Source organism: uncultured Treponema sp., from assembly GCF_934725225.1.
Taxonomy (GTDB): domain Bacteria; phylum Spirochaetota; class Spirochaetia; order Treponematales; family Treponemataceae; genus Treponema_D.
In genome coordinates this window covers 314640-328366 of sequence record NZ_CAKVAM010000001.1, presented here as the reverse complement: position 1 = coordinate 328366, position 13727 = coordinate 314640, and the positions used below count along the sequence as shown (strand labels likewise).

Annotated in this window: 13 protein-coding genes; 3 read left to right on the top strand and 10 right to left on the bottom strand. The window is 41.8% G+C overall.

What is annotated here, in order from left to right; translation table 11 throughout:
• Positions 1-143 precede the first annotated feature (143 nt).
• From Q0H92_RS01655 to Q0H92_RS01640, 4 genes are all read right to left on the bottom strand, one after another.
• Complete coding sequence (locus Q0H92_RS01655) at positions 144-455, bottom strand: hypothetical protein (RefSeq protein ID WP_296010960.1); 312 nt, start codon at positions 453-455, stop codon at positions 144-146.
• 36 nt (positions 456-491) lie between these two features.
• Positions 492-770 carry a hypothetical protein gene (locus Q0H92_RS01650; protein WP_295800061.1) on the bottom strand — a complete coding sequence of 93 codons (279 nt, stop codon included), beginning with the start codon at positions 768-770 and terminating at the stop codon, positions 492-494.
• Positions 771-951: 181 nt separating this feature from the next.
• The gene (locus tag Q0H92_RS01645; protein ID WP_296010957.1) at positions 952-1215 is read right to left on the bottom strand and encodes a Txe/YoeB family addiction module toxin; all 264 of its coding nucleotides are present in this window, start codon (positions 1213-1215) and stop codon (positions 952-954) included.
• On the bottom strand, positions 1212-1472 hold the full coding sequence (locus Q0H92_RS01640; RefSeq protein ID WP_296010953.1) for a type II toxin-antitoxin system Phd/YefM family antitoxin: 261 nt from the start codon (positions 1470-1472) through the stop codon (positions 1212-1214). The genes Q0H92_RS01645 and Q0H92_RS01640 overlap by 4 nt, the downstream gene beginning before the upstream one ends.
• Before the next feature lie 152 nt (positions 1473-1624).
• Here Q0H92_RS01640 and Q0H92_RS01635 point away from each other — a divergent pair, with 152 nt between their 5' ends.
• Complete coding sequence (locus tag Q0H92_RS01635; protein WP_296010950.1) at positions 1625-2164, top strand: hypothetical protein; 540 nt, start codon at positions 1625-1627, stop codon at positions 2162-2164.
• A 9-nt stretch (positions 2165-2173) separates the two neighbouring features.
• Positions 2174-3433 (top strand): glutamate-5-semialdehyde dehydrogenase, encoded by a 1260-nt coding sequence (locus Q0H92_RS01630; protein ID WP_296010947.1) that lies wholly within the window; start codon positions 2174-2176, stop codon positions 3431-3433.
• Between the two features lie 210 nt (positions 3434-3643).
• Here Q0H92_RS01630 and pheT read toward each other — a convergent pair whose 3' ends face one another.
• The 6 genes from pheT to Q0H92_RS01600 form a co-directional block, all read right to left on the bottom strand.
• Entirely contained in the window at positions 3644-5941 is a 2298-nt protein-coding gene (pheT, locus tag Q0H92_RS01625; protein WP_296010944.1) for a phenylalanine--tRNA ligase subunit beta, read from the bottom strand.
• 111 nt (positions 5942-6052) lie between these two features.
• Positions 6053-6817 carry a tryptophan synthase subunit alpha gene (trpA, locus tag Q0H92_RS01620; protein ID WP_296010942.1) on the bottom strand — a complete coding sequence of 255 codons (765 nt, stop codon included), beginning with the start codon at positions 6815-6817 and terminating at the stop codon, positions 6053-6055.
• A gap of 18 nt (positions 6818-6835) precedes the next feature.
• Positions 6836-8110 (bottom strand): tryptophan synthase subunit beta, encoded by a 1275-nt coding sequence (trpB, locus tag Q0H92_RS01615; protein ID WP_296010939.1) that lies wholly within the window; start codon positions 8108-8110, stop codon positions 6836-6838.
• A 24-nt stretch (positions 8111-8134) separates the two neighbouring features.
• Positions 8135-9715: a bifunctional indole-3-glycerol phosphate synthase/phosphoribosylanthranilate isomerase gene (locus tag Q0H92_RS01610; protein ID WP_296010936.1), complete on the bottom strand. Its 1581-nt coding sequence runs from the start codon at positions 9713-9715 to the stop codon at positions 8135-8137.
• 1 nt (position 9716) lies between these two features.
• On the bottom strand, positions 9717-11312 hold the full coding sequence (locus tag Q0H92_RS01605) for a bifunctional anthranilate synthase component II/anthranilate phosphoribosyltransferase (protein ID WP_296010932.1): 1596 nt from the start codon (positions 11310-11312) through the stop codon (positions 9717-9719).
• A gap of 21 nt (positions 11313-11333) precedes the next feature.
• Entirely contained in the window at positions 11334-12728 is a 1395-nt protein-coding gene (locus Q0H92_RS01600) for a chorismate-binding protein (RefSeq protein WP_296010929.1), read from the bottom strand.
• 191 nt (positions 12729-12919) lie between these two features.
• Between Q0H92_RS01600 and Q0H92_RS01595 the strand changes: the two genes are divergently transcribed.
• Positions 12920-13723 (top strand): hypothetical protein, encoded by an 804-nt coding sequence (locus Q0H92_RS01595; protein WP_296010926.1) that lies wholly within the window; start codon positions 12920-12922, stop codon positions 13721-13723.
• The last annotated feature ends 4 nt before the right edge of the window (positions 13724-13727 follow it).

The following is a 13727-nucleotide window of genomic DNA, read 5'->3' as shown; positions in this document are numbered from 1 at the left end:
CACTACGAAAAGGGTGAAAATTGGTCTTTTAAAACATTAAACAGAATATTTCCTGAATAAGGTAAAAGCTACAAAAATTATTAATCCCTAGACTTAAATTTTTTAAGACTAGGGATTTGGAAAATTGTTTTTAATACAAACTTTTATTCCTCGCTAGTATTTTCTGTTTGAGTTTTAGGTGCAGCTTCACTGTTGGCTTTCCAACTATCTTGATAACCTTGTATGCAGTCGTACCTATTTTTGTTACTTTCTTTTTTAGTTGTTGCTCTGCTAGAATTGTCATTACACCAAGCAGGATTATAAGCATTATCATTTGAATAATCACTTGTTGCTTGTATATAACCATTGTAATAGTCATTACTTCTATCATCATTTCTTTTCTTTTGAGTTTCCGCAAATCCCATTCCAATAACTGCTGCTAATACAAACAGTCCCATAACAATCTTCTTTTTCATAGAAGACCTCCTTTTTTTATCTAATAATCTTTAAACCTAATTTAACCAGTTTCCATCACCGCCACAATTAGAACATTCTCCAGTTCCATGGCATGACCAGCATTTTGCAAAATTAAGGTATCCACTTCCATCGCAATAAGAACAAGTTCCACTGCCCTTGCACTGATTACATCTTCCTTTACTAAAGGCATCTAAATCATTCATACTTTGCTGAAGTGCTTGGCTAAAACCATTTAAAGCATCATCAACAGAATCTGCTATGCAGTAAAATGAACAAAATAAAACTGCAATTCCAATTAAAATTCCTTTTTTCATAAAAAAGCTCCTTCAAATTTATTTTCCACATAATAATCCTAGCCAAATAAAAACTTTTATCGTTTAAATTTGGATTTGCGCATAGACTTTGTTCTAGGTGTCGAGGAAATTAAAAAAGATATGTAAATTAAAAATTGTTAAAAGATTATAATATATGCCAAGGTAGATGCGGATTCAAAAATCAGTCCTCGTAGTGACCACGGCAGGCTTTTACAGTAATTCTGTCATCTGAAAATTCGTAAACAAGCCGGTTTTCTTTATCAATCCGTCTGCTGTATTCGCCTTCCTTATGCTTTAGTTTTTCTGGTTTGCCTTCGCCACGCAATGCACCATCGCGAGAAATACTTTTCAGCAACTTGTTGATTTTCTGAACTGTCTTTTTATCTTGAGTCTGCCAATAAACATAATGCTCGAATCCAGTTTCTGTAAAAGTTATCTCGCTCATTCTGCCGCCATTGCCTCAAGTTCTTCCATCGTCTTTACGATAACTTTTCCCTGACGAAGCTGCTCATCGCTTTTATCGAGCATGGCAAGGTAAGCCGCGTTGTTTTTCGCCTTTTCAAGCTCCTTGAATTCTTTTTCAGAAACGATGACGACATTTTTGTTTTCCTTACGCGGAACGATGACCGGCTCGCCGTTGAACGCCATGTCAAAATATTTTTTTATGTTTGCGCGAATATCCATCTGCTTTGCGATTGTCATAGTTGCCTCCAAAAAGCTGAAATATAAATTGCGTACCAAAAACCGTACTGTTTTAAATTTAATGCTAAACCTTCCGCTTGTCAAGTTTTTACGTTTCTGAATCACTTCTTTAACCCATTGCAACAACAAAAGTAAAAATTTATAATGTTCCTATGTCAGAAAATCTTATAGAAAAATTTGTGGATAATGATTCGCTCAAGGCGTTGAAAAATCTTATTGAATCCAGTTCGGATGATGCAGCTCTTTCTTCTTCGGTACAGCTTGCAGATATTTTTGGCGCAGGGCAGACATTCAAAAAAATCACTGATAAAAATTCAGATGCGGAATCAAAACTTGTTTCCAGCTTTAACAATAATCTTGTGCTTTTAATTCAGAAAACTTGGGTTGAAAAATCCGACGAAGAGCTTAAGGCGCAGATTCTTTATCAACTTGAAGAATTCCGCGTTCAGTTAAATTCAAAAGATTATGTTCAGGCTTATCCGCAGTTTTTTTCTATTTTAGACAATGTTGTTTACCTTATGTTCGGAAATCAGGCAAAGGCAAAAGATTTTCCAGAATACGCGCTTAGAATCGACCCGGAATTTGGAATTTTCTGGTGGTATGTAAAAAGCCTTCCGCGGGATGCGCAATGGTCAACTGAACGCACAAGAATTGCCATTTTGCTTGGAATTTATTTTTTGGCAAACTATTAGAGGAATTTCATGGAGCTTGATTCAATTTGCGCTGAATTAAAAAAAGGAGCGGCACAACTTGCGCTTCATACAGAGCTTCAGAAAAACAATGCGCTAAAATGTGTTTCCGAGGCAATCTTAAAGAACAAGCAGGAAATTCTAAGCGCAAACCAAATTGACGTGGAAAACGCGCGCGCAAACGGAACTTCGGAATCCCTTGTTGAACGTCTGGCTCTAAACGAAAAAAAATTCAATGATATTCTGGACGGAATCAAAACTGTAATTCAGCAAAAAGATCCTGTTGGCAAAATTGTTGACGGCTGGAAAGCTCCGAACGGAATGGAAATCCGCCAAGTAAGAGTTCCGCTTGGAGTCGCTGCAATTATTTACGAAAGCCGTCCGAACGTTACAGCAGATGCGTTTGCGCTTGCCTACAAAAGCGGAAATTCTATTCTTTTACGAGGTTCTTCTTCTGCGCTTAATTCAAACAAAGCCATTGTAAAGGCAATCAAAGAAGGCTTAAAAAATGCCGGAAAAAACGGCGTTGAGTCTGCTTTATATTTGTGTGAATCCGCCAATCATTCCGAAGTAAACGAAATTCTCAATGCAGTCGGCAAAATCGATGTAGTTCTTCCACGCGGCTCTGCAAAACTCATAAATCTTGTTGTTGAAAATGCGAAAGTTCCGGTAATTCAAACTGGAGCCGGAGTCTGCCACCTTTATGTTGATAAAAGCGCAAATCTTGAAAACGCGGCTAAAATTGCGCAGAATTCCAAAATGCAGCGTCCGGGAGCTTGCAACGCAATTGAAACAATCCTTGTAAATAGAAAAGTTCTAAAAGAATTTCTTCCGCTTCTTGCAAAGGAATTTGATGAAAAAGTTCAAATCCGAGCAGACAAGGAATGCTATTCTGTCTTGCAAAATGCCGGCTACAAAAATTTAAAGGAAGCAACTGATTCCGACTTTGGATTTGAATTTCTTGACTTTATTGTTGCCATCCGCCAAGTTGAATCCACAGAGCAGGCGATTGAATTTATAAACGCGCACAACACCAAGCACAGCGAATGTATTGCCACAAACGACAGAAATCACGCGCTTATGTTCCAGCAGCAAATTGACGCGGCCTGCATCTACGTAAATGCAAGCACAAGATTTACAGACGGCGGAGTTTTCGGTTTTGGAGCGGAACTCGGAATCAGCACGCAAAAGCTTCATGCTAGAGGACCTATGGGAGCTGAAGCCTTGACCACAACAAAATTCCTAATCGATGGAAACGGTCAGATTAGGTAAAAATAAATGCAAATTCTCGGCGAGAATTTATTAAAAACACGCCGTACTTTTTAAATTTCACGCCGAGAATTTTAGAAAACTCGGCGTGTTTTTTTAGGTTACTGCGTTTGTTTTAAATGACATTTTTTCTTTTATACAAAAAAAAGACCGCCCTTTCGGACGGTCTTTTGCTTTTTTTATACTTAATACAACAATCCAGCTTGTTTTAAACTATTCAATATCTGCGTTGACTGTTTTTTCCATTACAATCGGCTTGCCTGCAGCAACAAGATTTTTTCCGGCGGCTTGCGCCATTTTGTTTACAATCTTGTATTCAACTTTGCAGAACTTATCTATGTCGATTTTTGCAGGCTTTTCAGAAGGCTCAAAACCTTCAAGAACAACCTGAGTTCCCGGAGCAGCCCAAGGAGCTGTCAGAAGCTCAACTTTTTCAACGCCGTCTTCCACATAGTCAGAGGCAAGCAGCATTCCGCGGCTTTCAACGCCCTTCATTTTTCTTGGAGCAAGGTTGGCGGCAATAATAACGTGTTTTCCCAAAAGCTCCTCTTCCTTTAAATAAGGACGCAAGCCAGACTGAATAATACGCTCTGTTCCACTTCCGTCATCAAGATGCTCAATGTAAAGCTTATCGCCCTGCGGATTTGTCTCAACGCTCAGAATTTTTGCAACTTTAAGCTCAATGTGCTTGTTAAAATATTCAACCGGATCAATTTTCGGCGCGGAAGATTCAGGCTTAGGCTCTTCTTTTGGCTGAACATTCTGGCTATGTTCCTTAGGCTCTGTCGCCATCAGATATTCAAGGTCAATTTCTCCGGCAACACAAGGAACTCCAACCTGCCAGTTTTCAAGAATCTGCGGATGAATTTCTCCAAAAATTCCAGCCTGTTTTCCGTTCACCATAATTCCAGCCTGACGCCCCGGAATAAAGCGCGGATCATTTGTTTCCTGAACTTCATATTTGTGGTCAAGATAATAAAGAATTGTACTTACTTCGCTTGCAGCCTCGTTGAAGTTCGCATTGTTGGAAGCAGTAAGAAATCCAAGGCTTTGAATTGTCTTTGTGCCGGTATTTTCAGTTTCATCGATGAATGCGATTTTTCCGACTTCAAAAATTTTGTGAGGATAAACTGCGTTTCCACTTTGGGCTTCGGCTTCAAAAAGAGAAGCGATAATTGACGGACGGATAAACTGATAATTTTCGCTCATCGGATTTGCAATTTCAATTACATTTTTTCCATCGATTCCCATGTTGTCGATGTAGGTTTTCTTTGAGCCAAGATAATTGAAAATCATTTCCTGATAGCCGATTCCAGCCATTATGTTTTTTACTTTGCGGCTGTAAACGGTAATTGGCAAAAGGCGTCCGATTGTAAAGTCGATTGGTTTCTCAGGCTTAAAGAAATCAAGTCCTTTTCCAATCATAACGTCTTCAATAACATCAACTTCGTGCAAAAAGTCGTTGCGGTAAGGAGCCGGATGCACAACAAAAACAGTTTCGCCATTTTCATTCAAAACATCAACTTTGCTTCCCATGCGCACAAGAGCATCTTTTACTTCGTCTTCGGAAAGAGAGCTGCCAAGCTTTTTGTTTATTGCGGAAAGACGTGCTTTTGCTGTCTGCTGGAAATAATAAGGAATAACAACATCGTTTCCAAATCCAGTGTCATATTCGTGGTGAACTTTTACAGGAAGAATTTCGTATCCTGCGTCTGCAAAATCACAGGCAACAATATTCGCGGCAAGCATCAAGTCTTTCATGTCAACGCCGGTAAGCTCAACCATCAAATCCTTGTCGCCAACTTCAATCTGTCCCAAAGTCGCGCTGTTGATTATAGGGCTCATGCTCATAATTTCGCCGGAATCGTCCTGCAAAACCGGATATTTTTCAAAGTCCTTTAGAATCCAGCCGTATTCTTTTCCTTTTGGATGATTCTGAAGAATTTCACGGCAAGTCTGTTTTTCTTCACCTTGAAGCGGAACAAAGCTCACATTGTCTGGATCGGCGGCAACAAAATGAACCGGCCACTTTAAATTTGCGGCGCGGTAAACTCCCATTGAAATTGTTTTTCTTTTGCGTCCAAAGTTCCAGGCAAGTTTTTCCTGAGTCTGCATAATGTCAATAAGCATCGCGTTGTCTATAGGTTTTCCGCTTATAACAAAAGAAACCATAAACGGTCTGATGTGCCTTAAAGCCGGATCTACAACAGCAAGACGGTTTCCTGTGTCTTTCAGCTTGCCTTCTTCCGACATGAATTTGCTGTAGTCTGAATGGCCTTTTCCTTCATGCTCGCGAAGACATCTTGCAACTCCGCCAGCAGACCACAAGTCAGGACGGTTTGTGTCGTTCAGCTCAATTTTTATAACACGCTCATTTTCTGGAGCAGATTCATCAGGCTTTTCATCAAGCTCGGCTTTTGCAAATGTAAGCTTCTTTTCAAAAGTATCCCAGTCGTATTTAGTTCCAAGCAAATTAAAAAACAGTTTTTCGTTGACTTCAATCTTAGGCATGGTTTCCTCTATTAAATAGTGTGCATAGATTATATTACAACAATGGCAAAACTGCAATTAGGGAAATGAATCCGCGCCACATGAATCGCCTAGAAATCTTCCTAAAATTTTTCAACAGCACAATTCCTTTGCTTTTGCCGTGATTTTTTCTTGGATTACCAGCATTGAGGCTTTTGGATTTTCTGCGTTGTAGTTTTCGCGGATAATATTCACAAAAACTGAGCCTGCGACAATTGCGTAAACGTGCGGCGCAATCAGTTTTGCCTGCTCTTCGCTTGTAATTCCGAATCCTCCAAGAATTTTTGCTCCGCCTGCGGAAGTTTTGTCAATAAAATCAAGCATTTCTTTTGTTACAACGGTTTTACTTCCTGTGATTCCAGCCCGAAGCGCAGCGTAAATGTATTCAAACTTCTGGTCGGTCATCTGCTTTAGGCGTTCGTCGGTCATAGAAGGCGCGGCTACAGGAATATTGTGGATTCCGTATTTTCTGCAGGCCGCGGTAAGTCCTTCGTCGCAGTCAAACGGAAGGTCTGGAACAATAAGCCCGGTAACGCCGGATTCAACAGCCATTTTTACAAAATTTTCAACGCCCGGACGATAAACAAGGGAGGCGTAAGTCATTATAAAAATCTGAATTTCTGGATGACGGCGGTGCATTTCTGCCATGTAAGCCATTCCTTGTTTTACTGTATATTTTCTTGAAAGCACTGTTGAGCATGCGGTCTGGATTGCAACTCCATCCGCGCTTGGGTCGCTGAATGCAAGCTGAACTTCAAGAATTTTTGCTCCACCGGCAATTAATGCTTCTCCAACTGCAAGGCAAGTTTCGTCATCTGGATAACCTGCAACCTGATGCGACATTAAAATATTGCTCATATATAAACTCCTGGAATTTTAGTTGTTTTTTGCCATTGACGCTGCAAAATGAATGTCTTTTCCGGCGTTAAGGCGTTCTAGTTCTGCCTGAAGGAAAACTTTCCATTCTTCTGGGCGGAAAACCGGACAAGTTATAAAAATATCTTTGTCTCCACGGCCAGACATATTTACCACAATATTTTGCTCTTTTTGCATTTTTGGAGCGAGCTTTAAAGCAAGCGCACCAGCGTGGGCACTTTCCATGGCAAAAAGAACTCCTTCTGTCTTTGCAAAAACTGAAACAGCGTTCAAGGCTTCATCATCTTTTATGGCTTCAAATTTTATTCGTCCTGTTTCGCCAAGATATGCAAGCTGCGGACCGATTCCTACGTAATCCAAACCTGCAGAAATTGAGCGCGTCTGTCCGGCTTGCCCGTCTTCATCTTGTAGGAAACGCGTTTTGAATCCTTGCATGATTCCGTCAACAGCATCGTTTCCAACCATTCGGCTTGCGTTGTTTCCTTTTCCTGGCCCGATTCCGCCAGCTTCAGCGCCAAAAAGCAAAGGTTCAGTTTCATTTATAAACGGTTCAAAGAATCCGATTGAATTTGAACCACCGCCAACGCAGGCAACCATTGCATCAATTTTTTTGCCACGTTCTGCCATTTGCTGTTTTGTTTCTCGTCCGATTACCGCCTGAAATTCCCGAACCATATCTGGGAATGGAGAAGGACCAAGCGCAGAACCTATAAGATAATGCGTATCGTTGAAATTTGCTGCCCAGTCGCGCATTGCTTCGTTGATTGCATCTTTTAGAATCCGCGAACCAGTTGTAACAGGAACAACTTCAGCTCCGTACATTTCCATTGTAGAAACATTTGGCTGCTGCCTGCGCACGTCAACTTCGCCCATGTAGACACGGCATTTTAGTCCAAGTTTTGCGCAAGCTGCGGCTGTTGCCACACCGTGCTGACCAGCTCCTGTTTCTGCGATAATGCGCGTTTTTCCCATTCGTTTTGCAACCAAAGCCTGACCGATTGCGTTGTTTATTTTGTGCGCTCCGGTATTTGCAAGCCCTTCAAGTTTCACATAAATCTGCGCGCCGCCAATCTGTTCAGAAAGTCGTTTTGCGTAATAAAGCGGAGTGGGACGACCGATAAAATCTGTGCGGATTTCTTCTAGTTCCTTTAGGAAATCCGAATCTTTCATGCATTTATGGAATGCTTCTTCCAATTCTTCAATCGGACGGCGAAGAACTTCCGCAACGTAGCGTCCGCCGAATTTTCCGAAAAAACCTTTATCTGATTCTGTCATTTTGTTGAATTTTCTCCCTAAAAATTATTGTTGTGCAGCAGATTCAACTGCTGAAAAAAATTGCTCAAGTTTGGAAAAATCTTTTTTGCCCGGTTTTGATTCAACGCCGCTATTAACGTCAACAAGTTCCGGCTGAAAGTTTTTTATCATACCGCGAATATTTTCTGGATTCAATCCGCCGCTAAGCCACAATGGACCTGCTTTTTTTGATTTTGCGACGATTTCGGAAGGAATTGTTTTTCCTGTTCCGCCGTAGCGCAAATCACCGCTTGCATTCGAACTTTCCAGATTTTTTGCGTCAACCAGAACTCGTGGAAAACCAGAGGAATAAAGTTCCTTCAACGCAACCAAGTCGTTTTCTGCTGCCAGCGGAACTGCCGCATAGCCAAATTCTCCCCGGACAAGATTTCCGCAGCCGTGGAACTGGATTCCATCCAGAATTTGCTGATAGCACATCTGAAAAACCGAATTTCCTTCTTCAGAAAACGAATCGACAATCACGCCGACGAGCAACGGCATTTTTTTGATTTTTTTTGATTCAAAAAGCTGCTTCAGCTCCGCGCGGATTTCGCTTATTTTTGCCGAATCTTCTGGCTTGTTTGTCCGCAGCGATTTTTCTGCAAAAATGAATCCAAGAATATCTGCGCCAAGTTCCGCACATTTTACCGCATCTTCTTTTGTTGTTAGCCCGCAGACTTTTATCAGCGGTTTTGCGGATTTTTCTTCAAGAAGAGCGGAAATCTTCTTCCAGAACGAATATTCATATTCAAGTTTTTTTGAATTTGCCGCCTTGTAAAAAGATTTTACAAGATTTTTTGCGTTTTTTGGATTTCTTGCGGCAGCTTCGCCGATTAGAACTGCGTGAAAACCCAAATTTCCAACAAAATTTGCCGCCTGCGGACTTGTAACTCCAGATTCGGAAATTATTCTTGGAAACGGAAAATCAGCTTTTCGTTCTTTGTAGATTTTTCTGATTTTTTCTTTTAGTTTCAGCGGAATCAGCAAATCAATTGTAAAATTGGCCAAATCCCTCGAATTTATTCCAAGAATTATTTTTTCACTGCAAGCCATTGAATCCGCAAGTTCAAGAACCGCAAACGCTTTTTCAATGTCGCTTTCCTCGCGGATTTCAAGAAGAACTGAAATTCCGAATTCAAATGCTTTTTTTGTCATTTCAAGAAGTTTTTCCTGCTCAAGGATTCTTCCGATTAAGAGGACTGCGTCCGCGCCACAAAAATATGAGATTTCAATTTCTTCCGGCTCAAGCAAAAAATCTTTCCGCAAAACGGCGGCTTTTTTGCCAGCTTTTTTCGTGGTATTCTGCAAATCTTCCAGCGAACCGTGAAAATAATTTTCTTCGGTAAGACAACTGATTGCCTTTGTTCCGGCTTTTACGTAGTTTTTTGCGGTTTCTGCGGCGTCAAGTTCCGGGGCAATCCAACCTTTTGAAGGCGAGGCTCGCTTTATTTCAAGAATTGTTCCTGGCTTCTGCAAGAATGGCACAACTGGACGAATTCTTTTTTGAGGAATCTTGTGTCCAAATGAAAATCCTTTGTTTTTTATGTCAGCGCGGCGTTTTTCGCAAATTTCTGTAAGAATATCCATTTTAACTGTTGCTTTCCTTTTTGATTTCTTCAAGTTTTTTTGAGACAGCACCAGAGTCAATTGCTCTGATGATTTTTACGCAGCCTTCCTTGATTGATTTTGCTTTTCCGCCGATGTAAAGCGCAGCCCCACCGTTCAATGCGATTGCCGCCTTTAAAGTTCTTCGGCCTTTTCCTTCAAGAAGCTCTTTTGCAAGCTGAGCGTTTTCTGCGCCAGTTCCTCCTGAAAGTTCCTCATCCTTGCAGCCGGAAAGCCCGAAATCCGCAGGTTGGATTGTGTATTCTTTTTCTTTGTTGTCCTCATCGATTTCAAATACTTTTGTTCCTACGACCGGTGAAATTTCATCAAAGCCATCTTCTGAGACAACAACCATAACTCTTTTTGCTCCAAGAAGTTTTGCGGCTCGCGCAACCGGCGAAAGAAGTTCCGGAGAATAAACGCCAAGCATCTGGTATTTTGCTCCGGCAGGATTTGAAAGCGGTCCAATCAGATTCATTATTGTCTTTACACCCAAAGCTTTGCGGACTGGAGCGGCAAAACGCATCGCGGAATGGTAGACAGGCGCGAACAAAAAACCGAAATTTGTTTTTCTGATGATTTCTGCGGTTTTTGCTGGAGCGTTGTCAATTTTGATTCCAAGTGCCTCAAAAAAATCAGCGGCTCCCGATTTTGAGGAAACTGCGCGGTTTCCGTGTTTTGCAACAGGAAGTCCGCAGGCGGCGGCGCACAATGCGCTCATTGAACTTATATTGAAAGAACCTTTGCTGTCTCCACCAGTTCCAACTATGTCTGTAAGTTCGGTTGTTTCAAGCGGAAGCGGCGTTCGTTTTGCAACAAGAACACCTGCGCAGCCGGCAATTTCTTCTGGTGTCGCTTTTTTTGCGGCAAGAGCAACAAGAATTGCGGCGGTCATCCGTTCGTCCATGCAGCCGTCTGTTAAATCTTCCATGAACATTTCTGCAGTTCTGCGGCTCATGTCTTTTCCTTCAATTAAAGAGGAAAGAACTTGGCTTGCCGGGAACGGTTCTGCGCGGTAATTCAGGAATGCTGTAAAAAATTCTTTTGTTTTTGGAGAGGCGATTGATTCCGGGTGGAACTGCACGCCTTCAATCGGCATGGTTTTGTGTCGGATTCCCATGATGTCGCCATCGTCTGCGCGTGCAGAAATCTCAAAATCTGCCGGAAGAGTTTTTTCATCAATTACAAGCGAATGGTAGCGCGTGAAAGTTTCGCGCTTTCCCATTAGCCGGAACATTCCTTTTCCGTCAAGGTTGATTTGCTCGGCGATTCCGTGCTTTATGAATTTTGCGTTTACAATTTTTGCTCCAAACGCATAACCAATCGCCTGATGACCAAGACAAATTCCCAGAATCGGGATTTTTCCTGCGAAATATTTTATTGCTTCAACAGAAATTCCGGCATCTTCCGGGCGGCCAGGTCCTGGAGAAACAATCAGTTTTGCCGGATTCATTTTTATTGCGTCCCGAAGAGAAATTTCTTTACTGCGAACAACTTTTATCTCTTCTTTTGTAAGTTTTGCAAGCGACTGGTAAACGTTGTATGTGAAACTGTCGTAATTATCCAATAATAAAATCATAATTTTCCTCCGCGCTTTCTGTTATTTTTTTGTGTTTTCGATTACAGCGCGCATTGCTCCAAGTTTTTCGCAGGTTTCTGTGAATTCTCGTTCAGCGTTGCTTGCGTAAACGATTCCACCGCCTGCCTGCAATGTCCACACATCCTGTTGTTTTAGCGCACAGCGAATCGCAATACAAAAATCCAGGTTGTTCTTGTTTCCAATATAGCCAACTGCTCCGGCATAAAAATTGCGCTTGTATTTTTCCAAAGAAGAAAGAATTTCAATTGCACTGATTTTAGGTGCTCCAGAAACCGTGCCTGCCGGGAATGCCGCTCGCAAAACTTTTATTGCGGAAGTTCCATCGTCAATTTTTCCGATTACTTCTGAAACAAGATGAATTACGTGGCTGTAAAGTTCCGTGAACATATACCGAGTTACTTCAACGCTGCCAGTTTTGCAGACTCGGCCAAGGTCGTTCCGCGCAAGGTCAACAAGCATAAGGTGTTCTGCGCGCTCTTTTGGGTCGTTCAAAAGCTCTTCCATAAGCTGCTTGTCTTCCAGAGGATTTTTTCCGCGGTGGCGAGTCCCTGCAATCGGGTGAATCATTGCCTCACCGTTTCGCACGCGCACAAGGCTTTCCGGGGAAGCGCCTGTCAGCTGGAAATCCGCAAAATCAAGGTAGAACATATAAGGTGAAGGATTTACAGAACGCAGGCTGCGGTAAATTTCCAGGGCGGGAACTTCGCTTTTTATCTGGAGCCTTCGGCTTGGAACTGCCTGTACGATATTTCCTGCGTAGATTTCTTTTTTCAGCGCCTCGACTTTTTCGCAGTATTCTTTTTTGCTCTGCACTTCATCTGTAAGAACTGTTGTCTCGTAGTCTGTTTCCGGCTCGGCAAGATAAGAAAAATCCAAGTCAGAAAGACGTTTTTTGATATTTTCGATTGCGGATTTCAAATCAATCTGATGTTCCTTGTAATTCTGCGCGCAAATATAGATTTTTTCATAGAAATGGTCAAAAATTATAAAAGTGTGTCCGACAACAAACGCGCTTTCTGGAATTTTCAGCTGGTCTTCCTGCTTTTGAAGATGAATCGTGTCGCATTTTGCGCAAAATTCGTAGCTAAGGTAGCCCATTCCGGCAGCCGGAAGAGGCAAGTCAAAACCTTCTTCCGCCGGATTTTCCGCCGCGATTTCTGCAAGAACGTCAAGAATGTCGCCTTTCATTGCGTAAATCGGGCGGCGTTCACCGTTGATTACGATTGCAATTCCGTTTTCATCCTGGATAACCCGGAACGCCTCGTCAAGCATAATCATTGAATAGCGGTCTTTGCCCGAAGAAAAATTTGCTGATTCAAGAACAGCCTTCGCGTTGAATTTTTTTGCCAAAGAAAAAGGAGTAAATCTGTCTCCTGGAAGAACTTCATATAACATATCAATCTCCAAAAAATTAGGAAAATTTATACTCAAACCTTTTGTTACTACAGATAGAAGCAGTATAAATTCAAATTATGATTCTGTCAATAGTAACACGATTTAAAGTTGATTATTTTTCAGCCTGACAAAAGAAGCCAGCGCATCGCAAAACCTTTATTTATTCCGCTTTTTTATGCTATAATTTGCGCATGGAAAAAACGATTCTCATTGCTGGAAAAAATATGCCGGACGCAGGAAGTTTTACGGACGGAGTTGCTTTTTCTGGCAGAAATATAATAATAACCGGACCGCAGACAGATGAAGTTCAGCCTGTAAAAAAACTTACAATCGCAGAACGCAAGGCAAATCAGGCGGCTTACGAAGAAGAAAAAAATCTTGAGGCAAAATCCGGAATCTGCACAATTGAATGGAACAAATCGTCTCCGCTTTCGGCACGCTCGCTTGTGCTTCAAACGCTCACAATATTCAACAGAATGGACGAAGCAGTTCTTTACTTTGACGAGGAATGGTTTGCTTCCAAGGCTGAAAAAATGGACAGCGAGGAAATTGCGCGTGGCTGCGACGAAATGATTGCAGGCTACCAATATCTTGCGCTGGAAATACTTTCGACTTTTCAAAAAAGAGAAGCTTCTGAAGGCCCCGGAACACTTGTCTTCCTTTTAAAGGAAACTCCTTCAAGAATAGACGTGCTTCATTCTCCGGCTCTAAAAGACGGACTCAGCGCGATTGCTTCACCTTTGGTTTCGGCAGGAAAAGCCGCATTCGCTTCGTTTGCAGAAAACCTTGCGGCGGTTTGCAACGATTCAATTTTTGTGAACATTGTCTTAATTCGCGGAGACAATTCAATGGAAGGATTCCGGCGTGATGACGAAACTGGCAGATGGCTCTGCACATATTTAAACTCAATGGACGCTTCAAAATCAGGCAAAAAAGCTCAGTGGGTAAAGCCTGGTTCAAAGCCTTCAAGCGGATTCAAACTCTTTAAAAGGTAAGCAT